Origin of the sequence: Actinosynnema sp. NPDC091369 (assembly GCF_044757065.1) — a bacterium.
Classification (GTDB): domain Bacteria; phylum Actinomycetota; class Actinomycetes; order Mycobacteriales; family Pseudonocardiaceae; genus Actinosynnema.
In genome coordinates, this window is record NZ_JBIVUG010000008.1 from 215207 (window position 1) to 237707 (window position 22501).

Annotated in this window: 17 protein-coding genes; 8 read left to right on the forward strand and 9 right to left on the reverse strand. The window is 74.8% G+C overall.

Annotated features, from left to right (window positions below; all coding sequences use genetic code 11):
• Positions 1-97: 97 nt before the first annotated feature.
• On the reverse strand, positions 98-805 hold the full coding sequence (locus ACIQMJ_RS28490) for a helix-turn-helix transcriptional regulator (protein WP_499764079.1): 708 nt from the start codon (positions 803-805) through the stop codon (positions 98-100).
• 82 nt (positions 806-887) lie between these two features.
• Between ACIQMJ_RS28490 and ACIQMJ_RS28495 the strand changes: the two genes are divergently transcribed.
• Together ACIQMJ_RS28495 and folE are read left to right on the forward strand one after the other, a co-directional pair.
• On the forward strand, positions 888-1325 hold the full coding sequence (locus ACIQMJ_RS28495) for a hypothetical protein (protein WP_499764080.1): 438 nt from the start codon (positions 888-890) through the stop codon (positions 1323-1325).
• Positions 1326-1387: 62 nt separating this feature from the next.
• Positions 1388-1957, forward strand: a complete 570-nt coding sequence (gene folE, locus ACIQMJ_RS28500) for a GTP cyclohydrolase I FolE (RefSeq protein ID WP_499764139.1) — start codon at positions 1388-1390, stop codon at positions 1955-1957.
• Positions 1958-1976: 19 nt separating this feature from the next.
• On the opposite strand, the gene ACIQMJ_RS28505 is transcribed toward folE, so the two are convergent.
• Genes ACIQMJ_RS28505 through ACIQMJ_RS28530 form a run of 6 tightly spaced genes read right to left on the reverse strand, consistent with a single transcriptional unit; the run spans position 1977 to position 10283 of the window.
• A complete protein-coding gene (locus tag ACIQMJ_RS28505) occupies positions 1977-3263 on the reverse strand; it encodes a cation:proton antiporter (protein WP_499764081.1) in 1287 nt (428 codons plus the stop codon).
• The gene (locus ACIQMJ_RS28510) at positions 3260-4645 is read right to left on the reverse strand and encodes a cytochrome P450 (protein WP_499764082.1); all 1386 of its coding nucleotides are present in this window, start codon (positions 4643-4645) and stop codon (positions 3260-3262) included. Before ACIQMJ_RS28510 ends, ACIQMJ_RS28505 begins: the two co-directional genes overlap by 4 nt.
• A complete protein-coding gene (locus ACIQMJ_RS28515; protein WP_499764083.1) occupies positions 4636-5715 on the reverse strand; it encodes an alpha-hydroxy acid oxidase in 1080 nt (359 codons plus the stop codon). Before ACIQMJ_RS28515 ends, ACIQMJ_RS28510 begins: the two co-directional genes overlap by 10 nt.
• The gene (locus ACIQMJ_RS28520; RefSeq protein WP_499764084.1) at positions 5712-7289 is read right to left on the reverse strand and encodes an NAD(P)-binding domain-containing protein; all 1578 of its coding nucleotides are present in this window, start codon (positions 7287-7289) and stop codon (positions 5712-5714) included. Before ACIQMJ_RS28520 ends, ACIQMJ_RS28515 begins: the two co-directional genes overlap by 4 nt.
• An 11-nt stretch (positions 7290-7300) precedes the next feature.
• Positions 7301-8740 (reverse strand): class I adenylate-forming enzyme family protein, encoded by a 1440-nt coding sequence (locus tag ACIQMJ_RS28525; RefSeq protein ID WP_499764085.1) that lies wholly within the window; start codon positions 8738-8740, stop codon positions 7301-7303.
• Complete coding sequence (locus ACIQMJ_RS28530; protein ID WP_499764086.1) at positions 8727-10283, reverse strand: FAD-dependent oxidoreductase; 1557 nt, start codon at positions 10281-10283, stop codon at positions 8727-8729. The genes ACIQMJ_RS28525 and ACIQMJ_RS28530 overlap by 14 nt, the downstream gene beginning before the upstream one ends.
• Positions 10284-10346: 63 nt before the next feature.
• On the opposite strand from ACIQMJ_RS28530, the gene ACIQMJ_RS28535 reads away from it, so the two are divergent.
• Positions 10347-11843 carry an aromatic amino acid ammonia-lyase gene (locus tag ACIQMJ_RS28535; RefSeq protein WP_499764087.1) on the forward strand — a complete coding sequence of 499 codons (1497 nt, stop codon included), beginning with the start codon at positions 10347-10349 and terminating at the stop codon, positions 11841-11843.
• A 186-nt stretch (positions 11844-12029) separates the two neighbouring features.
• On the opposite strand, the gene ACIQMJ_RS28540 is transcribed toward ACIQMJ_RS28535, so the two are convergent.
• Positions 12030-13298 carry a sensor histidine kinase gene (locus ACIQMJ_RS28540; RefSeq protein ID WP_499764088.1) on the reverse strand — a complete coding sequence of 423 codons (1269 nt, stop codon included), beginning with the start codon at positions 13296-13298 and terminating at the stop codon, positions 12030-12032.
• Positions 13295-13942 (reverse strand): response regulator transcription factor, encoded by a 648-nt coding sequence (locus ACIQMJ_RS28545; protein ID WP_499764140.1) that lies wholly within the window; start codon positions 13940-13942, stop codon positions 13295-13297. Before ACIQMJ_RS28545 ends, ACIQMJ_RS28540 begins: the two co-directional genes overlap by 4 nt.
• 211 nt (positions 13943-14153) lie before the next feature.
• Between ACIQMJ_RS28545 and ACIQMJ_RS28550 the strand changes: the two genes are divergently transcribed.
• The 5 genes from ACIQMJ_RS28550 to ACIQMJ_RS28570 all read left to right on the forward strand — a co-directional run bounded on the left by ACIQMJ_RS28550 (position 14154) and on the right by ACIQMJ_RS28570 (position 22409).
• Positions 14154-14522 carry a PadR family transcriptional regulator gene (locus ACIQMJ_RS28550; RefSeq protein WP_499764089.1) on the forward strand — a complete coding sequence of 123 codons (369 nt, stop codon included), beginning with the start codon at positions 14154-14156 and terminating at the stop codon, positions 14520-14522.
• A complete protein-coding gene (locus tag ACIQMJ_RS28555; RefSeq protein WP_499764090.1) occupies positions 14519-15880 on the forward strand; it encodes a permease prefix domain 1-containing protein in 1362 nt (453 codons plus the stop codon). The genes ACIQMJ_RS28550 and ACIQMJ_RS28555 overlap by 4 nt, the downstream gene beginning before the upstream one ends.
• A 66-nt stretch (positions 15881-15946) precedes the next feature.
• Complete coding sequence (locus ACIQMJ_RS28560) at positions 15947-16255, forward strand: hypothetical protein (RefSeq protein ID WP_499764091.1); 309 nt, start codon at positions 15947-15949, stop codon at positions 16253-16255.
• Positions 16256-16307: 52 nt separating this feature from the next.
• Entirely contained in the window at positions 16308-18539 is a 2232-nt protein-coding gene (locus ACIQMJ_RS28565) for a tetratricopeptide repeat protein (protein WP_499764092.1), read from the forward strand.
• Positions 18540-18995: 456 nt separating this feature from the next.
• Positions 18996-22409, forward strand: a complete 3414-nt coding sequence (locus ACIQMJ_RS28570; protein ID WP_499764093.1) for an ATP-binding protein — start codon at positions 18996-18998, stop codon at positions 22407-22409.
• Positions 22410-22501 lie beyond the last annotated feature (92 nt).

The following is a 22501-nucleotide window of genomic DNA, read 5'->3' on the forward strand; positions in this document are numbered from 1 at the left end:
CGTGCGGTGGGGCCGTGGCGCTTCGCCGTGACCGGGCGTCGGCGAAGGGGCGGCCCCGGTGTGTTCGCGGTCGTTCCGCTCGGGGTCGTGCCGCCGGTCAGCGGTCGGCCGGGTCGAACCGCACGCAGCAGTGGTCCGCCGAGGGGGCGAGGCGGGCGGTCAGGTCGGTGGCGGCCAGGCCGTCGAGCAGGCCGTCGAGCAGGCAGAGGTTCATGCCGCAGACGAGCTCGGTGTGCTGCCGGGCCAGGGTGTGGAACGGGCAGTTGCCCAGCACGATCGACGTGCCCGGCTCGGCGTCGCGCGGCTCGAAGCCGAAGCTCTCCAACGCCTCCACCACGGCGGGCCTGCCGTCCCGGTCGGCGGGCGCGTCGGCGCGGGCCGCCTGGCCGAGGTCGCGGCCCAGGTCGCGGGCGCGGCGGTGGAGCACGGCGCGCGGCGCCTCGCCGGAGGTCTCCGCCTCGGCGAGGGCGTCGGCCAGCAGCAGGCCGGCCAGCTCGTAGCGCCGGTCGGGCAGGGACACGGCGATCTGCTCGGCGGAGCGCCGGTACAGCTTGGCGGGCCGGCCCGCGCCGGGGCCGGTGCGGCCGGTGCGGCGCTCGTGGACGACGTCCAGCAGTCCTTCGGCGACGAGCCGGTCCAGGTGGAACGCGACCGTGGTGCGGGCCGCGCCGACGGCCTCGGCGGCCTCGTCCCGGCTCACCGGCGCGGGTCGGCGCGCCACGAAGTCGTAGAGCCGGCGGCGGGTCGGCTCGTCGAGCGCCGCGACGGCCGAGATGTGCGCCTCGGGCTGGCTGGCGTCACCCATTTTCTAAAACCCACTTCTGTTGACGAAAAGTCGGGCTGGCTTCTAAGGTTAGCCGAAGTTGTCGATAGAAGGAGTGAGAGTCATGGCCACCGAGGTGTCCGGCGTCCCGCCGACCGGTCGCGTGCTGCGATCCGACCCCGCCCACCAGGCGTTCCTGCTCCTGCGCACCGTGTTCACGGTCGCGCCGGTGCTGTTCGGGCTCGACAAGTTCGCCAACCTGCTCGTGGACTGGCCGCGCTACCTGGCGCCGTGGCTCGACGGCGTCCTGCCGGGCGCCGCCCAGCAGGCCATGTACGCCGTCGGCGTGGTGGAGGTCGTCGCGGGCGTCGTGGTCGCGGTGGCGCCCCGCTTCGGCGGCCTGCTGGTGGCCGCGTGGCTGGCCGGGATCATCGTCGACCTGCTGACCCTCCCGGGGTACTACGACGTGGCGCTGCGCGACTTCGGCCTGCTCGTCGCCGCGCTCGCGCTGGCCCGCCTGGCGGTGCGGTACGCCCCGGCCCGCGGTGGGCGGGCGGAGTGACCACCCTCGCGCGCCACCCCTCGTTCGACCCGCCCGCGGGCTCGCACCGACGGCCGCACCCGGTGCACGGGCGTCCCGGCGTGGACGTCGAAGCGGCCCGGCGGGCGGTGGCGGACCTGCTCGTCGCGCTGGGCAAGGACCCGGCGTCGGAGCACCTGGCCGACACGCCGCGACGGGTCGCCCACGCCTACGCCGAGATGCTGACCCCGCGCGAGTTCGACCTGACCACGTTCCCCAACGAGGAGGGCTACGACGAGCTCGTGCTGGCCCGCGGCATCCCCGTGCAGTCGCTGTGCGAGCACCACATGCTGCCGTTCCAAGGAGTCGCGCACGTGGGCTACCTGCCGGGGGAGCGCATCCTGGGCCTGTCGAAGCTCGCCCGCGTGGTCGAGCTGTTCGCCCGCGACCTCCAGGTGCAGGAACGGCTGACCAAGCAGGTCGCGGACTGGCTGCTGGAGCACCTGGCGCCGCGCGGCGTCGGCGTCGTCGTGGAGGCCGAGCACCTGTGCATGTCGCTGCGCGGCGTGCGGGCGGCCGGCTCCCGCACGGTCACGTCCGCGATGCTCGGGGCGCTGCGCGACGACGCCCGGACCCGGCAGGAGTTCTTCGCCCTCACCGGCGTCCAGGCGTAGTCGTCCCCGCGGTGCGCGCTCAGGGCTTCCGGGCGGGCACCGGCGGCGGCAGGTGGTCGGTCGTGCCGCGCTCCAGGCTCTCGGGCAGGGAAGCGCGGTAGATCGGCATCGCGGCGGCGGTGGTCACGATCGCGACGGCGACGAGGATCGCGAACAGCTCCGGTGTCACCAGGCCGTGCGCGAGCCCGATGTTGATGAAGATCAGGATCATCAGGCCGCGCGCGTTCATCAGCCCGCCGACCGCCGACGCGTAGCGCCACGAGAAGCCCTGGACGCGCACCACCGCCGCGCAGCCCAGGTACTTCCCGGCGAACGCCACCACCATGATCACCGCGAGCGGCCACCACAGCCCGCCGCCCGCGCCGAAGCCGGACACCTGCGTGTTCAACCCGCTGAACGCGAAGAACACCGGCAGCAGCAGGATCGAGTTCAGGTCCGTGAGCCGCGTCTCCAGCTCCCGCCGCACGACCGACGACTGCGGCATGGCCAACCCGGTGACGAACCCGCCGAACACCGAGAACACGCCGATGTAGTCGGTGAACCACCCGGCCGCGAGCACCAGCAGCAGCACGAGCGCCATCACGTCGCGGCTCATCCGGCCCTCGCGCTCGACCCGCGCGCCCAGCTTGGCGAACAGCGAGCGCCCCACCGTGAGCATGAGCAGCGCGAACACCGCCGCACCCGCCACCGTGCCCACCGCGTCGAACGGGCTGCCCGCCGCCGCGACCGCGATGATCACCGCCAGGATCACCCACGCCGCCGCGTCGTCGATCGCCGCCGCGACCAGCGTGAGCCCGCCGATGGGCGTGTTCGCGATGCCGCGCTCCTGGAGGATCCGCGCCAGCATGGGGAACGCGGTGATCGACAGCGCGCCGCCGACGAACAGCATGAACTCCCACCGGGTGGCGCCGTCCGGGCTCAGCGACCCGAAGAACAGCGCCGCCGCGCCCGCGCCCAGCGCGAACGTCGGCAGGATGCCCGACACCGCGAGCGCCGACGCCCGGCGCATGTTCCGCCCGGCGGCCAGGCCGTGGTCCAGCGAGGACCCGACCAGGAACATGTAGAACGTCAACCCGATCGTGCTGAGCACGTACAGGGTGTCCTTGACGTCGGTGGGGAACAGCTGGGCCTGGGCGCCGGGTGCCACGGCGCCCAGCAGCGCCGGGCCCAGCAGGACGCCCGCGACCATCTCGCCGACGACCCTGGGCTGCTTGACCGCCATCGCGATGCGCCCGCACAACGTCGTCGCCGCGAGCACGACCGCCAGTGCGGCGAACACGCGCAGCGCGAACTGGATCTGGTTCACTCGGTGGTCTCCTCGGTGGAAGGCGGCTCGCGCCGCACCGGACGGCCTTGGGTGTCGTGCGCGTCGAAGTAGCGCCCGGCCAGGCGCAGGCGGTGGGCGTGCAGGACCATGACCGTGCCCAGCACGAGCTGGACCACGCTGCGCCACACGTCCTCCCACCGGTCCCGCACGCGCAGGAACGCGCCGAGCGCGGCCAGGCCGCGCGGCGACTCGCCCACGCGCACCAGCAGGCACGGGCCGCCGCTGGGCAGCGACCGGGTGTGGGTGGCGGTGGAGTGCGGCGTCACGCGGCGCAGCACCTCGCCGGTCGCCGCCCGCAGCGCCAGCGGGGACAGCCGCCACGCCGGGCAGGGCCGGTTCGCGGCGACGCCGAACGGGATGTGGTGCGCCGCGCGGGAGTCCGGGCGCGCCCAGCGGTCCGGGTCGAACACGTCGGGCCGCGGGTGGCCGGTGGCGTGGTAGTCGGGGTAGCTGAAGCACAGCACCGACCCGGCGGGCAGCGTCGTGCGCTCGTCCAGCTCGATGTCGGCGGTGGTGATGCGGTGCGCGATGCCGAACAGCGGGTACATCCGCATGGTCTCGTCGAGCACGTGCGCGAAGTACCGCTCGTCGTGCGCGAGCCGCGCCGCCACGTGCGGGTGCTGCGCCAGCGCGAGCAGCAGGTGCGCCATCGCCTCGGACATCTGCACGACGGCGGTGTTGAAGAACGTGCCCTGGAGGTAGTGCACCTGCTCGGTGGGCGTCAGGCTCGCGGGCAGCGGGCGCCGCACGTCGCCCGCCGCGACCCGCCGGGCCAGGTAGCGGGTCAACCGGGTCCGCCGGGCGGGGTGGCGCAGGCTGACGCACTTCAGCGACCGCACCACGTCGTCGGCGTGCCCCACGATCAGGTCACGGGCCCCGGGCGGGCACGGCTCGCCGAACACCAGCTCGTGGAAGTACTCCGCCCAGACCGGCATCATCAGGTCGCGCAGCCGCACCAGCGTGACCGGCTTGGTGACGACCTCGTCGAGCACCCGCCCGGTGCAGCGGGCCGCCGCCTCGGACAGCACGTGGCCCGGCCCGGACAGCAGCGCCCGCGTCGTGCGCGCCACGTCGTCGTAGCGCGGGCCGGCCTCCAGGTGCTCCTGGTGCACCTCGGGGCCGGGGGAGAGCCAGTACCAGAACAGGTCCGACAGCCCCGCGCCCCGGCTGCGGCCGTTCGCCGCGGGGTGCCCGTAGACCTCCTCGAACCGGTCCGGTCCGACGTCGGCGTTCGGGAACGTGATCGCGCGGTCCCCGTTGACCTTCTCGAACACCCTGCGGCGCAGCGCCACGACCCGCGCCGGCAGCCACCTCGGCGCGGTCAGCACCGCCGCGGCGGCGAGCACCCCGGTCAGCCACACCGCGCGGACACCCCCGTTCCGCGCGTGACGACGAGGTCGCGGGTGAGGTCGGCCGGGTTGCGCCCGCCGCACAGCGCGAGCACGTGGTCGAACTCGTCGCGCAGCAGGTCGAGCACGCGGGCCACCCCGGTCTCGCCGTCCGCGGCCAGGCCCCACAGCACCGGCCGGCCGACGCCGACGGCCGCCGCGCCGAGCGCGAGCGCCACGGCGACGTCACCGCCTCCGCGCACGCCCCCGTCCAGCACCACCGGCGCCCGTCCCGCGACCGCGTCGACCACCGCGGGCAGCGCCTCCACCGCCGCGGGCGCGAGGTCGGACTGGCGTCCGCCGTGGTTGGACACCACGATCCCGGCCACCCCGTGCTCCACCGCCAGCACCGCGTCACGCGGGTGGAGCACCCCCTTGAGCCACAACGGCAGCGACGTCATCTCCAGCAGCCGGTCCAGGTGGTCCCACGACACCTCGGGCGACATCACGATGTCCCGCGCACCGCCGGGCAGGTCCCGCATGTTCTCCGCCGCGAGCCCCGCGGGCAGGTCGTGGAAGCCGTGCTCGGCGTCGCGGCGGTGCCGGCCGAACACCGGCGAGTCGGCCGTCACGACCAGCGCCGTGCAGCCCGCGCGTTCCGCCCGTTCCACCAGGCACGCGGTCACGGCCTCGTCGGGTTGCGGGTAGAGCTGGAACCACACCGACGCGGCCGCGTCCACCGACCTCGCCGCCGCCACCACGTCACCGATCGCCACGGTCGAAGCGACGCCCGACACGAGCACCGTTCCCGCCGCCGCGGCGGCCCGCGCCGTGGCCACCTCGCCCTCCGGGTGGGCGAGCCGGTGGAACGCGGTCGGCGCGACCAGCACCGGCAGGTCGAGCCGACCGCCGGGCAGGTCGACCGCCAGGTCCCGGGTCACCCGGCCGCGCAGCACCCGCGGCAGCAGGGCCAGCCGGCGGAACGCGGCCTCGTTCTCCCCGAGCACCACCTCGTCGCCGACGCCGCCCGCGTAGTAGTCGTAGTGCACGGGGTCGAGCACCGCGCGGGCCTTCTCGTGCAGCTCGGCGAGCCCGCCGCTCACGCCGGACCCGCCGGGGCGAGCCGGGCGCGCAGGAACGCCAGCAGGGGCGCCCGGTGCACGTCCTCGCTGTCCCACTCGTTCTCCAGGTTCTCGGTGAGGTGGTGCTCGCCGAGCAGCTCGCCCGCGCGGAAGTGCCGGACCACCGGGTGCAGGTAGCGGCCGTCGAGCCCGCTGGTGTCCTCTTGGGACACGCGGCCCGCGGTGATGTCGAACGGGTTGATCCTGTCGTGGTCCGCGCCGTACTCGAGCGTCACGGTCAGGTAGGACCCGACAGCGCCGAAGTCGCCCCGTGGCACCGCCTCGTGCAGGTGGTCCACCGGCACCTCCTCCACGAGGCGGAGGGCGCCGTCCGGTCCGACCAGCACGGCGTCGGCCATGAACGCGAACAGCTGCCACAACGCCGAGGTGCGGTTCACCCGCTCGATGACGGCGTCGGTCACCGCTTCCGGGGTGGGCGCGAGGTCGCGGCTCGGCCACGCCACCCCGTGGTAGCGGTGCTCCAAGACGTGGTGCAGCGCCCGCACCCCGTACCGGAAGCCGTGGATGAACCCGCTGGTCGACTTCTTGAAGTCCCGGGCTTGCGTGATGGTGCCCGCGAAGAACAGGTCGGGCACGTTGACCGACTCCCACGCGGCGGTCTGCTCGGGGAACCGGTCGTTGATCGTCAGCCGCGGCCGGCAGTCGGGCGCGAAGATCGACGCGTCGAACCGGAAGCCCGTCGCGAGGATCACCCGGTCGTAGCGGATCTCCTTGATCCGCTCGGCGACCCGCGCGAACGCCACCCGCACCAGGTAGCCGTCGCCGTCGCGACGGATGTCCACCACCCGCCCGTCCAGCACCGCGTTCTGCGACTTGAGCTGGTAGGTGTCGAGGAAGTTGTTGTTCACCGCGCGCAGGTGGCCGACGAAGTGCGTCTGCCACGCCAGCTTCAACGACCCCGGCCCGACCACGTGGATGACCGCCGCGGTCTCGACCAGGTTGTCGGCGGTCTCGAACGCCGAGTTGCCGCGCCCGATGACCAGCACCTTGCGTCCGGTGAAGTCGGTCGGGTCCACGGACACCTCGTCGTACCGCTCGGCCAGCTCCACCCCGTCGATCGGCGGCACGTACGGCAGGGACACGCCGGTGGCCACGATGAGCCGCCGTGCCCGGTAGGTGTCGCCGCGCCGGTCGCGCAGCACGAAGTCGTCCGGCCGGGTCACCTCCACCACCGACGTGCCGTAGCGGATCGGCAGGTCGTGCTTGGCGGCGAAGTCGCCCAGGTAGCGGAGCAGGTCGTCGGCGTGCGGGAAGTAGCGGGGCGTGTAGGCGGTGAACAGCAGCGCCGGGTCGTCGGACAGCAGCGAGTTCCAGTCGGTGCGCAGGTTCAGCTCGGGGTCGTCCCACCCGGTGTTCGGCTTGTTGATGGAGATCAGGGTGCGGTGCCGGGGGAAGCGGGTGAAGAACGCGCCGGGCGCGTCACCGGCCTCCAGCACGAGGTGGTCCCGCCCGGCGCGGGAGAGCAGGTACGACGCCTGGAGCCCCGCCGGGCCGGCGCCGAGCACGAGACAGTCCGTGGAAACCTCGCTGGACACGACTTTCTCCTCTACTTCGGGGAGTGGGGCAGCAGGCGCTTGTCCGGCTTGCCGCTGGGCGCGAGCGGCGGCGCCGCGATCGGGGTCACGCGCACGGGCGCGCACGCCGCGCCCAACCGGGCGGTCACCCACGCGCGCAGCGCGGCCAGGTCGGGTGACCGGCCGCCGGCGGGCACGACGAACGCGTGCACCGCCTCACCGGTGTCGTCGTCCGGCACGGCCACCACGTACGCCTCGGCGACGTCCGGGTGCTCGGCGATGACGCGCTCGATCGGGCCCGCGTAGTGCGGGGTGGCGTTGACGATGACCACGTCCCGGGTCCGCCCGGTCAGGGTCAGGTGGCCGTCGGCGTCGAGCCGGCCCAGGTCGCGGGTGCGCACCCAGCCGCCGGTGAACACCTCGGCCGACCGCTCCGGGTCGGCCCAGTACCCCTCGGCCTGGGCCGGGGTGCGGACGAACAGCTCGCCGTCGACGCCGGCGGGCACCGGTGCGCCGTCCGCGTCGCGGACCTCGACCCGCACCGACGCCGGCGGCACGCCGACCGTGCCGGGCGGGTCGGCCGGGGTCGCCATCGAGATGGTGCCGGTCTCGGTCTGGCCGTAGCCGTGGAACACCACCGGCCCGAGCACGTCCAGCGCCTCGCGGTGCCGGTCGGCGGTCAGCGGCGACCCGGACACCAGCAGCGCCCGCAACGACGACAGGTCGGCAGGGTTCCGGCGCTGCGCGGCGACGAGCTTCGCCAGCCGCGGCACCGTGACCACGCTCGCCGAGGCCCGGTGGCGGGTGATCGCGTCGGGCAGCGCGGGCTGCTCGGCGACGACCACCGTGCCGCCGGCGGCGAGGGCCAGCACGGCGTACTCGAACATCACCTGGCTCGACAGCGTCCCGAACACCAGGTAGCGGTCCAGCCGGGACGCCAGCTCGCGGATCGCGGGCGGCCACGCGTCCGGTCGCGCGGTCCACGCCGCCGTCATCGCGGCGTAGGTCTGGGCGCACGCCTTGGGCTCACCCGTGCTGCCGCTGGTGTGCAGCAGCCGGGCCACGTCGCCGGGCCGGCCCGCGCACACCGGCGGACCGCTCGCGCGGGTCCGGCCCAGCGCCTCGACGGTCAGCCCGTCCGACTCGGTGACCACGGCGGCGACGTCGAGGTCGAGCAGGTGCCGCACCTGCTCGTCGGTCAGGCCGGGCCGCACGCCGAGCACCCGCGCGCCCACCGCGTGCGCGGCGAGGATCGTGGCGAACGCCTCGGGGTTGACGCCGAGCCGCAGCGCGATCCCGTCACCCGGGCCCAGCCCGGCCCGCCGCAGCCCGGCCGCGATCCGCGCGACCAGGTCGAGCAGCTCCGCCCCGGTCACCGCGCGAGAGCCGTGTTCGAACACCGGCCGGTCCGCCGCGGCGGCGAGGACGTCGAGCACCGCGCGCGGGAACGGCTCGGCGTCACGCGCCGGCAAGGCATTCCTTCACGAACGCGGCCAGCGGCTGCTGGTGCACCGCGGGCAGGTTCCAGTCGTTCTCCAGGTTCTCGGCCAGGTGGTGGGTCGCGGCGAGCACGCCGTCGCGGTAGTGGCGCACGACCGGGTGCAGGTAGCTCGCGTCGTGCGCGTTGGCCGCGTCGTTCTCCGCCACGCGCGGGACGGTGATGTCGAACGGGTCCACGGTGTCGTGGTCCGGCCCGTACTCCAGCGTCGCGACGAACCGGTGCTCGGCCTCGCCGAGGCCGCCGTCGGCGAGGTACGCGACCGGCACCTCCTCCTCGTAGCGCGCGACGTCGCCGGACACGGTCACCACGTCGCCGATGACCGCGAACTGCTGCCACAGCGCGGACGAGCGGTTCACCCTGGCCACCAGCGCGTCGCCGATCGCCTCCGGTGAGGCCGGCAAGTCCGTCGAGGGCCACGGCGTGTCGTGGTGGCGGGCGTTGAGGATGCGGTGCAGGGCGCGGACGCCGTAGCGGAAGCCGTGGATGAACCCGCTGGTGGACTTCTTGAAGTCGCGCTGCTGGGTGAGGGTGCCCGCGAAGTACAGGCCGGGCACCGTGGTGGACTCGAACGCGGGCGTCTGCTCCGGGAACCGGTCGTCGATCACCAGCTTCGGGCGGCAGCCCTCGTCGAACACCGAGGCGTCGAACCGGAACCCGGTGCACGCCACGATCCGGTCGTACTCCAGCTCCCGCAACGCCTCGACCGTGCGCGCGTAGCGGAACAGGACGCGGAACCCGCCGCCGGGCCGGGGTTCGATGAGCTCCACCGTGCCGTCGAGCACGGCGTTGCCGGACTTGAGCTGGTAGGTGTCGAGGAAGTTGTTGTTCACCGCGCGCAGGTGGCCGACGTAGTGCGTCTGCCACGCCAACCGCACCGAGTGCGGGCCGGCCACGTGGATCACCGCCGCGTGCTCCACCAGGGCGTCGGCGGTCTCGAACCCCGAGTTGCCCTTGCCGATCACCAGCACCCGCTGGTCGGTGAACGACTCCGGGTCGGTGTCGAACGTGTCGTACCGCTCGGCGTGCTCGATGCCGGGGATGGGCGGCACGTGCAGCTGCGACACCCCGGTCGCCACCACGACCCGCGCGGCCCGCCAGGTCCGCCCGCTCCGGTCGAGCACGGCGAACCCGTCGCCGTCGCCGTCGCGGGAGATCCGGGTGACCTCGGTGTCGTAGTGGACCCGGACGCCGGTCGCGGCGGCGAAGTCGGCCAGGTAGCGGACCATGTCGTCGGCGGACGGGAAGTACCGGTCGCTGTAGCGGGTGAACAGCAGCTCCGGGTCGTCGGTCAGCAACGAGTTCCAGTCCATCCGGAGCCGCCGTTCCGGGTCGGTGTGCCCGGTGTGGACCTTGTTGATGGAGATGAGCGTGCGGTGCCGGGGGTAGCGGGTGAAGAACGCGCCCGGCCCGGTGCCGCGTTCCAGGACGACGTAGTCGCGACCGTCGTGCTCCAGCAGGGCGGCGAGCTGCACGCCGGCCGGTCCCGCCCCGATGATCAGGTAGTCGTGCGCCATGGGCTCGGAAGCTACGCAGCGGATCTCAGAACTCTCTGAGATCGGCTGCCTACCGTCGGTGCCGTGACGACGACCGCGACCGACGCCCCGGTTGACCTCGACGCGCCGCTGACCGGCGACCACCTCGCCCGCGCGGCGGCCCCGCTGCCCGTGGTGGTCGGACCGGCCGTGCGGGAGCGGGTCGACCGGGGCCGCGAGTACCTGCGCACCGTGCTGGCCGACGACGGGCGACCCGTGTACGGCGCGAAGACCGGGTTCGGCGCGCTGATCGGGTTCGCCGGCCGCGACGACGAGGCCGACCAGTGCGACAACACCCTGGCACACCTCGGCGCGGGCCAGGGACCGGACCTGCCCGTCGACGTCGTCCGCGCCGCGCTGCTCGTGCGGACGTGGTCGCTCGCCCGCGGGCTGTCGGGCGTGTCCGGGCACGTGGTGGACGGGTTGGCGGCGATGTTCGCGACGACGTTCGCGCCGGCGGTTCCCCGGTACGGCTCGGTCGGCGCGAGCGGCGACCTGATCCCGCTCGCCTACGCGACGCAGGCGCTGCGCGGCCGGGGGCACGCCTACCTGGACGGCGAGCGGCTGCCCGCGGGTGACGCGCTGCGCCGCGCCGGGCTCACACCGCTCACCCTCGACGGGCGGGACGCGTTGGCGCTGGTCAACGGCACGTCGGTGACGACGGCCGCTTTGGCGCTGGCGGTGGCGAGCGTGCGCGCGTCGCACCGGGCGGTGCAGGACCTGACGTGCCTGCTCGTGGACGTGCTGGGCGGTGATCCGGGGTTCCTCGACCCGCGGCTGATCGCCGCGTACGGCCACCCCGGCGCGGTCACCGTCGCCGACCGCATGCGGTCCCGGCTGGCCGGCACGGTCCCGACCGGTGAGCGCGCGCTCCAAGAGCCGTACAGCATCCGGTGCTCGCCGCAGCTGCTCGGCGCGGCCGAGGACGCGTTGCGCTACGTCGACGGGGTGGTCGCGGCCGACCTGGGCGGTGTCAGCGACAACCCGCTGTTCTTCCCCGGCGACGACCTCGTGGCGCACGGCGGCAACTTCTTCGGCCAACCGGCCGCGTACGCCGCCGACCTGCTCGCCGTGGTCACGGCGTCGGTGGGCAACCTCGCGGAACGCCAGTTGGACCTGCTGGTGGACCCGTCCCGCAACACCGGCCTGCCGCCGATGCTGGCCGCGGGACCGGGGCGGCAGCACGGGTTGCAGGGCGTCCAACTGGCCACCACGGCGTTCGTCGCCGAGATCCGCCGCGCCGCCGTGCCCGCGAGCACCCAGAGCCTGCCGACCAACCTGCACAACCAGGACGTCGTGCCGTTCGGCACGCAGGCGGCGCTGCGCGCCCTCGACCTGGCCGACCTGCTGCGGCTGCTGTGCGGCTCACTGGCCCTGGGCCTGCGCCAAGCCGTCCACGTGGGCGGTCGCCGCCCGACCGCTCCCCGCTGCGCCGCGCTGCTGGACGCGCTCTCGGACGCCATCGCCCCGGTCGACCCGGACCGGCCGCTGGACGGCGACGTGCGCCTGGCCGCCGACCTGGTCACCGCGGGCCGTTACTGACCCGCCTGCCGCCCACCCATCGCCTGCCGCCACCAGCCGTCAGCCACTGTCTGCCAGCGGCACAGCCGCCGCAAGCCGCTGCCACCGGCCGCCAGCCGTCAGAAGTCGCCGGCCACCAGCTGCCGCCGGCCGTCTGTTGCGGTCGCTTCCCGCCGCGAGCGGTGAGCATCCGTCCCGTCGGGCGGCTCACCGGCGGCCGGTGGTCAGTGCGCCCCCGACGACGGCGGCCGAGGTGGCGGCCGGCAGGCGCAGCGTGAACCGCGCGCCCTCGCCCGGGTGACCCACGGCCTCCACCGTGCCGCCGTGGCCGGTCACGACCTCGCGCAGGAGCGCCAGCCCCAGGCCGAACCGCCGTTCCGGTGCGCCCGGCCCGCGGTGGAAGCGGTCGAAGAGGCGGTCGGCCTCGACCTGGTCGAAGCCCTCGCCGGTGTCCGCCACCGTCAGCTCCACCTCGTCGCCCCGCCGCCCGAGGCGCACGTCGATCCGGCCGCCCTCCGGCGTGTGCCGCACCGCGTTCGCCAGCAGCTCGTCCACCGCGCGCCGCAACGCGGTCTCCACGCCGACCACGACCAGCGGGCCCGGGGGCCGGTCGACGGTCAGCGTGATCCGCCGTTCGGCCGCCCGCTCGTCCTCCGTCGCCACCGCGGCCTCCGCCACGGCGGCCAGGTCCACCGGTCGCCCGGCCGGCCCCTCGGACTGCCGGCTCAGCCGCGCCGACAGCAGCAGGTCGTCCACCACGTCGCCGAGCCCGCGGATCGTGCTGGCCAGCTGGTCGAGGCTGTCGCGGTGGTCGTCGGGCAGGTCGGCGGCCCTGGCCCGGCGCGCCAGCACCTGCGCCCGCGTGTAGGCCCGCGCGATCGGCGTCCGCAGCTCGTGGCTCGCGTCCGTGACGAACCGCCGCTGCCGGGCCAGCGCCTCCGCCAGCGGCGCGACCGTGCCGCGTCCCACGCACAACCCCAGCACGGCCGCCGCGAGCAGGCCGCCGAGCTCGGCGATGGCCAGCGCCAGCAGCAGGTGCCGCCGGTCGGCGAGCTGGTAGCGCATGTCGAACACGGCCTGCGCGACCCGGTCGCCCGCGCCGCGCTGGGTCAGCACGAGGTACCGGGTGCCGTTGAGCTCCAGGTCGCGCTCGACGGTCCGGCCCGACGCCCGCACCGCCTCCATGTCCTCGTGCAGCGGGAAGCCCAACGGCGTCTTCAGCAGGCCGTCGTCCAGCTCCCCGTCGTCCAGGATGAACAGCCACGTGCACCCGGGAGGCGTCGACGGCGCGCCGAACGTGGCGTTGTACCAGAGCTCGCGCTTGGCCTGCGCTTCCTGCGCGTGCGACATCACCACGTAGGCGATCCCGCCGACGAACGCGACCAGCAGCGTGATCGCGAGCGCCACCAGCACGCTGATCCGCAGCCGCGCCCGCCCGACGACCGCCCGTTCCGCCTCGGCCCACGAACGAGTCACAGCGCCCCCAACCGGTAGCCGAGCCCCTGCACCGTGTGCACCACCGAACGGTCGATCTTGCTCCGCAGGTAGTACACGTAGGTGTCCACAATGGATGGTGCGGACGAGTCCGGGAACACCGCGCGCCGCAGCGAGGCGCGCGTGTGGACGGTGTCCGGGTAGCTGGCGAGCACGCGCAGGAGCGAGAACTCCCGGGCGGTGAGCGGCACGCGCCCGCCGTCGGGCAGCACCACTTCCCGCTGCCCGACGTCGAGGTGTCCGGCCCCGATCCGCAGCACGTCCGCCAGCTCCACCGACCGCCGGCACAGCGCTCGCAGCCGCGCGCTCAGCTCGTCCAGGTCGAACGGTTTCACCAGGTAGTCGTCCGCGCCCGCGTCCAGCCCGTCGATCCGGTCGTGGACGGTGCCCAGCGCGGTCAGGATCAACGCCCGCGCCCGCACGGACTTCGCGCGCAGCCGCACCAGCAGGTCGAGCCCGTCGAGGGCGGGCAGGCCGCGGTCGATGACCACCACGTCGTACGGGCGGGTCAGCGCCAGGTGCAGGCCCCGCTGCCCGTCCAGCGCGACGTCCACGGTGTACCCCTCGCCGCGCAGCGCGGCGGCGAGCAACTCCACGAGCTCGCGGTCGTCCTCCACCAGCAACAACCGGAAGCAGTCGGCCGGCCAGGATCTGGAGTTGCCCTGCACGCCACCAGAATCCCACTTCCGGGTGTGGGGTCAACGTGATGGCGGGGTCGTTCCATCGGACTTCCGCCGCCTGCGTCCCAACTGGCGCGTTCCGCCCTGTTTGCTCCTCCGCGATACCTAGAAGTACTATGCCTTGTACTTCTAGGGTACGTCGTCGGGAGGAAGCTCGGTGAAGGTCGCCAAGGATCTCGTGGCCGCCTCGGCGACGCCGATGGTGCTGGGCATCCTGGCCGAGGAGGACAGCTACGGCTACGCCATCCTCCGGCGGATCAACGAGCTGTCCGGCGGCGAGCTCGACTGGACCGAGGGGCTGCTCTACCCGTTGCTGCACCGGCTCGAACGCCTCGGGCACGTCGAGTCGAGCTGGCGGTCGGTGGCGGGGGAGCGGCGGCGCAAGTACTACCGGATCACGGCCGGCGGCCTGGCCGAGCTGGCCGAGCAGCGCCGCCAGTGGGACGCGGTGGTGGGCGCGCTGAAGGAGATCTGGCCCGGGGACACCCGGCTGCTGGCCACGTTCCCGCGAGGGGAGTTCGCATGACCGACGACCGGGGCGGGCTGGAGGCGCAGTTCGCCGAGTGGCGCCACTACGTGCAGCGCCGCCGAGAGCTGCGCCAGACCGACGTGGACGAGCTCGAGGACCACCTGCGCGGCTCGGTGGACGACCTGATGGGCGCCGGCCTGCACGCCGACGAGGCGTTCCTGGTGGCGGTCAAGCGCATGGGCAGCCTGGACGAGCTGTCCCGCGAGTTCGCCCGGGAGCACTCGGAGCGGCTGTGGAAGCAGCTCGTGCTGACCGGCGGGTCGGACGGCCCGGCGGCCCGGTCGCGGCGGGACCTGGCCGTGATGGTGGGCTGCGCGCTGGGCGCGGCGGTGTCGGTGCGGGCGCCGGAGCTGTTCGGCGCGAGCCTGGCGGAGGACAGCGGCTTCTACCCGCTCAACGCGGGCGTGCTCGTGCTGCCGTGGCTCGCGGGCTTCCTGGCGTGGCGGCGCGGCGCGCCGGCCCGGCTGGTCGGCGTGCTGGTGGCGTTGTTCGCGCTGGGCGCGGTGGCCGCGAACGCCTACCCGCTGCCGGTGGAGTCGCAGTCGATCGTCCTGACGAGCCTGCACCTGCCCATCGCGCTGTGGTTCGCGGTCGGCCTGGCCTACGCGTCCGACGACCCGCCCTCGTCCCGCCGGTGGATGGACTTCATCCGCTTCACGGGCGAGTGCTTCATCTACTACGTGCTCATCGCCCTGGGCGGCGGTGTGCTGGTCGGGGTCGTGTTCGGGACCTTCGAGGCGATCGGCGTCTCCCCGGAGACGGTGATGTCGCAGTGGGTGGTGCCGTGCGGCGCGGCGGCCGCGGTGGTGGTGGCCGGGTGGCTGGTCGAGGTCAAGCAGGGCGTGGTGGAGAACATCGCCCCGGTGCTGACGCGCCTGTTCACGCCGCTGTTCACGGTGGTGTTGCTGGCGTTCCTGGTCACGTTCGCGATCACCAGCGGCGGGATCGACGTGGAGCGGGAGGCGTTGATCCTGTTCGACCTGCTGCTCGTGGTGGTGCTGGGCCTGCTGCTCTACTCGGCGTCGGCCCGCGACCCGCTCGCGCCGCCCGGCCTGTTCGACAAGCTGCAACTCGCCCTCGTGCTCAGCGCGCTCGTCATCGACGTGCTGGTGCTGTGGCAGATCACCGGGCGCATCACCGGGTTCGGCACCACGCCCAACAAGGCGGCGGCGCTGGGCGAGAACGCGGTCCTGCTGGTCAACCTCGCCTGGTCGGCCTGGCTGATGGTGGGCCTGCTGCGCCGCCGCACGCCGTTCGCCGCGCTGGAGCGCTGGCAGACCGCGTACCTGCCGGTGTACGCGGTGTGGGCGTGGGTGGTCGTGCTGGTGTTCCCGCCGGTGTTCGGCTACCTGTGAGGTGAATTCGCTCGTCGTCCGCGGTCGCGGGTCCGCGCGCGCCTGGCACCCTCCGCACCGCACAAGGTGGAACTCCCGCCCGCGCCGTTCCGCCCGGTCGAGCCGGAGGAGCACGCGCAGAGCGCGCACCGGGAGTTCCGCGACCGGCTCCGCTGGACCATCGCGGCCGACACGCTGTTCGTGGTAGGCAGCCGGCGCGCCTACGAACTCCGAGCTCACGCGGTGCGCGCGCCGGCCGAGGACTGCCCGGCCCACCTCGCCGCGTCACCCGGCACGCATTGCTGCGCGGAGATCGGGATGGGGCGCCACGGGAAGCGGGACGGGCGCGGCCCGTACGCGGAGCTGCACGTGGAGTGCTGCAACCGGCACTGGTGAGACCCGCAGTTGTGCGTTGCGCGCCGGCCCGGGTTGTGGTCACCGTGTCCGGGTGGACTCCGGTGGAGACGGCCCGCGCGGCCCGGTGGAGCAGACCGCGGTGGCCTCCGGCGGGGCGAACGTGCTGCAAGCGGCCGGGGACCTCACCGTCCACGTGACGCGGGGGCGCGGCGTGCCGGCGATGGAGTCGGTGTCGGCGCCGCGGTCCGCGGGCCGGGTCCCGGTCGTGCCGGGGCTGTTCGTGGGCCGCGACCGGGAGCTGGCCCGCCTGGACGAGGCCGTCGCCGGTTCCGGCCGCGCCGCCGTGGTGGCCGTGCACGGCCTCGGCGGGGTCGGGAAGAGCACGCTGGCCGCCCGGTTCGCCGAGTCGCACGCGCAGGCGTTCGGGTTCGTGTGGTGGGTGACGGCCGACTCGCCCGCGGCGCTGGACGCCGGGCTGGCGGAGCTGGCCGCGGCCGTCGCGCCGGAGACGGCGGGGCTGCCGCTGGAGGAGCGGGTGGAGCTGGGCACCCGCTGGCTGGCCACACACGACGAGTGGCTGCTGGTCCTGGACAACCTCACCGCGCCCGCCGACGCCGCCGGCCTGCTGTCGCGGGTGCGGACCGGGACCGTGCTGATCACGTCCCGCCTGGGGCGGGGCTGGCGCGGCGTCGAGACCGTGGTGCTGGACGCCCTGCACCCGGCGGAGGCGGTGGAGCTGCTGACCGGCCTGGTGCGGGCGGAGTGGCCCGACGCCGACCTCGCCGGCGCGGAGGAGCTGTGCGCGGAGCTGGGGTGGCTGCCGCTGGCCGTCGAGCAGGCCGCCGCCTACCTCGCCCAGGCCCGGGTCACCCCGACCACCTACCTGGACCTGCTCGCCCGGTACCCGGCGCGGATGTTCTCCGCGACCGCGGAGGGCGGCGACGCGCGGCGCACCGCGGCCCGCATCTGGCGCGTCACCCTCGACCGGCTCGCCGACACGCCCCTGGCCGGGCACGTGCTGCGGGTGCTGGCGTGGTGGGCGCCCGAGGCCGTGCCCCGCGCGCTGCTCGACGGCCTCGCCGACGAGCCCGACCTGGTGGAGGCGCTCGGCAGGCTGGCCGCGCACAGCATGATCACCCTCACCGGCACGACCGTCACCGTGCACCGGCTCGTCCAGGCCATCACCCGCACACCCGACCCGCACGACCCGCACCGCCGTGCCCGGGTGGTCGACGCGGCCCGGGAGGTCGCCACCGCCACCCTCCACGCCGCCGTCTCCGACCTCGACGCGCAGCACCCTGCCGACTGGCTCCACCACCAACTGCTCCTGCCGCACGCCCGCGCCCTGTTCGACCACACCACCGCCGACACGGACACCGCCGACACCTGCGCGTTGCTCGACAAGTTCGGCATGTACCTCAACGCCCAAGGCGACGCGAAGACCGCCGTCGCCCACCTCACCCGAGCAGTCCGCGGCGCCGAGCGCGTCCTCGGCCCCGACGACCCGCGCACCTTGCGCTACCGCAACAACCTGGCCTACTCGCACTGGTCCGCGGGCGACCCCCGGCAGGCGATCCGGCTGCACGAGGCCAACCTCGCCGACACCGAGCGCGTGCTGGGCCCGGACCACCCGGACACGCTGACCGTCCGCAACAACGTCGCCTACGTCCACCGGAGCACCGGCGGCCTGGACCGGGCGATCGCGCTGCACGAGACCAACCTCGCCGACGCCCGGCGGCTGCTCGGGTTCGACCACCCGAAGACGCTGACGATCCGCAACAACCTCGCCGGCGCCCACCACGCGGCGGGTGACCTGGCGCGGGCGATCCCGATGTACGAAGCGGCCCTGGCCGATTCCGAACGGGTGCTGGGCCCGGACCACCCGGGCACGCTGACCGCCCGCGTCGACCTCGCCGGCGCCTACCGGGCCGCGGGGGACGTCGAGCGCGCGATCGTGCTGTTCGAAGCCGTGCGGGCCGACTGCGAGCGGGTGCTGGGCCCGGACCACCCGGACACGTTGGTGTCCCTCAACAACCTCGCCGTCGCCTACCGGTCGATCGGCCACTTCCGGCGGGCGATCCGGTTGCACGAGACCGTCCTCGCCGACCGCGGGCGGGTGCTGGGCCCGGACCACCCGGACACCCTGGCCTCCCTCAACAACCTCGCCTTCACGTTCTGGTCCGCGGGCGAGGCCGGCCGGGCGATCCCGCTCTACGAGGCCGCCGTCGCCGGCTGCGAACGCGTCCTCGGATCCGACCACCCGGACACGGTGTCCTACCGCAACAACCTGGCCGGCGCGCGCCGCTCGGTCGGCTCCGCCTGAAATGTTGCGAAAACCCGGCGCGTTCGGCAATTCGGCCGGGTGGAGCACCCGATTGCTCCGGCATCCCCGCATTGGCGCACATGACCCGCGGCGGAACCCGGACGAGCCGACCGGGATTCGTCGGTGTTCACCGCCACGGGCCGGCGACCCGGCACGGCCCCTGTGGCTATGTTGGGGGATGGGGATCGCGCCCGTCCGGTGAGTCGGCCGGTCCTCGCAGGTCAGCACGGTTCAGGAGGGTGGTGGTCCGATGGCGGCGGTCGATTGCGCGGCGGACTCCATTCCCTTTGCGGTGGAATACGTCTCGCATGGTGAACTCTCTTCCCGCCGGCGGACGTGTGTTCGGGTCGTGGTGACCCGATGCGGTTCCGGCGCGCACTCCGACACGGAACCGGTGCCGCATTCACGCGGAATCACGCGAATGGCGGCGCATTCCGGCCGCCGCGGGTGGAAGCGGTGACGGGTGTTCCCGTCCCCGTCCGGGTGGAGCTGCTGGGCGCGGTCCGGGCGTGGCGCAACGGGGTGGAGGTCGACCTCGGCACCGCCCGCCGCCGCGCCGTGTTCGCGCTGCTCGCCCTGCGGGCGGGGCAGACGGTGTCCAAGGACGAGCTGATCGACGGCGTGTGGGGCGACTCGCCGCCCGCGACGGCCGCCGCCGGGCTGCACACCTACGTCTCCGGCCTGCGCCAGGCGCTGGAACCGGACCGGCCCAAGCGGTCCACCGGCGCGGTGCTCACCTCCGCCGGGTCCGGCTACTGCCTGCGGGTGCCGGTGGACGGCGTGGACGTGCACCGGTTCGAACGTCACCGGGAACGCGCCCGGGAACTGGCCGACCGCGACCCGGCGCTGGCGCTGGCCGAACTGGACCAGGCGCACGCCCTGTGGCGCGGCGAGGCGCTGTCCGGGGTGTCCGGGCCGTTCGCGCGCACGCAGCGGTCCCGGCTGCACGAGCTGCGGCTGGCCACCGCGGAGCGCCGGGCGGAACTGGCGCTGACCGTCGGCCGGCACGAGGACGTGATCGCCGACCTCGCGGCGCTGACCCGCGAGCACCCGGTGCGCGAAGGGCTGCGCGCCCTGCTGATCACCGCGCTGCACCGCGCCGGGCGGCAGGCCGAGGCGTTGGAGGTCTACCACGACGCGCGACGCGTGCTCGTCGAGGAACTGGGCATGGAACCGGGCACCGCCCTGCGGCAGGCGCACCGCGCGGTCCTGGAGGACAAGGCCGACGACGCCCCGGCGCCGCGGGTCGCCGCCTCACCGATCATCCGACCCGCCGTGTTCGTCGGCCGGGACGACGAGGTGGACGTGCTGCGCGGCGCCGTGGCGGACCTGCTCGCCGGTCGCGGCGGCGCGGTGTGGGTGGGCGGCGAGCCGGGCATCGGCAAGTCCGCCCTGCTGGCCACCGGGCTGTCCGCCGCGGCCGAGGCCGGGTGCCGGGTCGCGTGGGCGGCGGGCGACGAGTTCGGGCCGCGCACACCGCTGCGGGTGCTGCTCGACGGCCTCGACGTCACCGAGTCCTCCGCCGACCCGCGCCGGGCCGCGCTGGCGCACGCGTTGCGCGGCCCGACCGACGGGGCCGACGACCCGGTGCCGGCGGTGATCGAACGGCTGCTCGGCCTGGTCCGCGACCTGGCCGCCGAGGCGCCGCTGGTGATCGTGGTGGACGACCTGCACTGGGTCGACGAGGCCGGCGTGCTGCTGTGGCACCGCCTCCTGCGGGTGGCCCGCCGCTCGCCCCTGCTGCTCGTCGCCGCCGCCCGGCCGGTGCCGCGCCGGGCCGACGTGGAGCAGGCGCGGCGCGCGGTCGCGGGCTCCGGCGGCCACGCGCTCGACCTCGGCCCGCTGTCTGACGACTCCGTCACCGCCGTGCTGACCGGCCTGCTCGGCCGGCCACCGGGCCGCAACCTGCGCGGCCTGGTCGACCTGGCCGCCGGGAACCCCCTCTACACCAAGGACGTGGTCGACGCCCTGATGCGCGAGGACGCCGTCCAGGTAATCGACGGCCTCGCCGAGACCGCGCCGTGCGCCGACCGCGAACTCCCGTTCTCGCTGGTGTCGGTGCTCACCCGCAGGCTGGGCTTCCTGACCCCGGCCACCGCGGACGTGCTGCGCTCGGCGGCGCTGCTGGGCGGCGAGTTCGCGCTCGGGGACGCCGCCACCGCGTTGGGCCGCACGTCGTCCGACCTCGTCGCCGCCGTGGAGGAGGCGACGACCGCCGGCGTGCTGGACGACACCGGGCCGCGGTTGAGGTTCCGGCACCCGGTGCTCCGCGACGCCCTCTACCTGTCCGTGCCCTCCGGTGTCCGGTCCGCGCTCCACCGGCAGGCCGCCGGGGCGCTCGCCGCCGCCGGCGCGCCGGTGGACCTGGTCGTCGACCAGCTGGCCGCGGCGCCCGGCGCGGTCGACGAGTGGGCCGCCGACTGGCTGGTCGAGCACGCCGCGTCGCTCGCGCGCGCCGCGCCGGACCGGGCCACCGGGCTGCTCGACGCCGTGGTCGCGCAGTCCACAGTGGACGCCGAACACCGCGAGCGGCTGGCCGCCCTGCTGGCCCGGCTGCTGTTCCGGCTCGGCCGCCGGCCGCACGCGGCGGCCAGGTACGTGCTGGCCCGCACCCGCGACGCCGAACGGGCCGCCGACATGCGCTGGGTCCTGGCCCACGCCCAGTACCGGGACGGCCAGGTGACCGACGCCGTGGCCGCGTTGCGCGCGGCGGTGCGGGACGACACCGTGCCACCGGTGTGGCGGGCCCGCCTGGAGTCGCTGCTGGCGGTGGTGCAGCGCGACGGCCTCGGCGACGTCGACGCGGCCGAGGCGACCGCGCGCCGCGCGTTGCGGCGGGCCGAGGAAGCGCACGACGACATCGCCGCCGCCCACGCGCGACAAGCGCTGTGGCAGGTCGGCACCGTCCGCCGGGACCACGAGGAGGCGTTGCGGCAGGTCGACAACGCGCTCGACCTGGTCTCCCGGGCGGCGGACGACGGCGAGCTGCGACCGGCGCTGCTGGACAACAGAGCGTTCACGCTCCAGAACCTGGACCGCCTGGACGGAGCCGAGGACGTGCTGCGCGCGGCCCGCGACCTGACCGGCCCCGGCGTGGCCGGACTGCACGCCACCACCGCCGTGCAGCACTACTGGCGCGGCCGGTGGGACCGCGCGCGGGCCGGGGCCGACGCCCTGCGCGACGACCCGGACCGCGCCGGGCACGCGTTGCGGGAACGGGGACCGGCGCTGCTCCTGCACGGCGTGGCCGCGCTGGTCGCCGCCCGCCGCGGCCGGACCCGGCAAGCCGAGGAACACCTGCGCGCGGCGGAGGAGCAGCCGCCCGTCACCCCGTCCGACCGGGAGCACGCCGACTTCCTGTCGGCCGCGCGGGCGGTGCTGGCCGAGGCCGCCGGCCGCCCCGACGAGGTCTTCGCCGTCCTGGAACCGCTGCTCGCGTCGCCGCCCGGCCACCTGGTGCTGCGGCACCAGTGGCTGCCCGACCTGGCGCGGCTCGCCGTGCTGACCGGGCGGTCGGACGTGGCGGCGCGGGCCCTGGCCGGGTGCGCCGAGGAAGCCGCGGCGGAACGCGTGCCCGCGCGGGCGTCCGCCGCGCACGCCCGGTGCCGCGGCCTGGTGGAGGGCGACCCGGGACCGGTGCTCGACGCGGTCGCCCGCTACCGGGCGGTGGGGCGGCCCGTCGAGCTGGCGCAGGCGTTGGAGGACGCGGCGGTGCTGCTGGCGGCGCGGGGCGACCGGGAGGCGGGCGAGGCGGCGTTCCACGAGGCGGTGGCCGGCTACGAGCGACTGGGTGCGGTGCACGACGTGCGACGGGCACGGGCCCGGATGTCGGGCGGGGGACGGGGGGCCGGGTGGGTCGGTGGTCGGTGAGGGTCGAAGGTCGAGGCGGTGGGCGGGCGGTGCGGTGGCGGGTGGCGGAGTGAGGGGCGGTGCGGTGAGGAGCGGGGTCGCGTGGTGCACGG

Coding starts and splice junctions, on each gene's coding strand:
- ACIQMJ_RS28530 (WP_499764086.1), bottom strand. CDS start 10,283: ATGGCGCACGACTACCTGATCATCGGGGCGGGACCGGCCGGCGTGCAG.
- ACIQMJ_RS28555 (WP_499764090.1), top strand. CDS start 14,519: ATGACCGACGACCGGGGCGGGCTGGAGGCGCAGTTCGCCGAGTGGCGC.
- ACIQMJ_RS28490 (WP_499764079.1), bottom strand. CDS start 805: ATGGGTGACGCCAGCCAGCCCGAGGCGCACATCTCGGCCGTCGCGGCG.
- ACIQMJ_RS28495 (WP_499764080.1), top strand. CDS start 888: ATGGCCACCGAGGTGTCCGGCGTCCCGCCGACCGGTCGCGTGCTGCGA.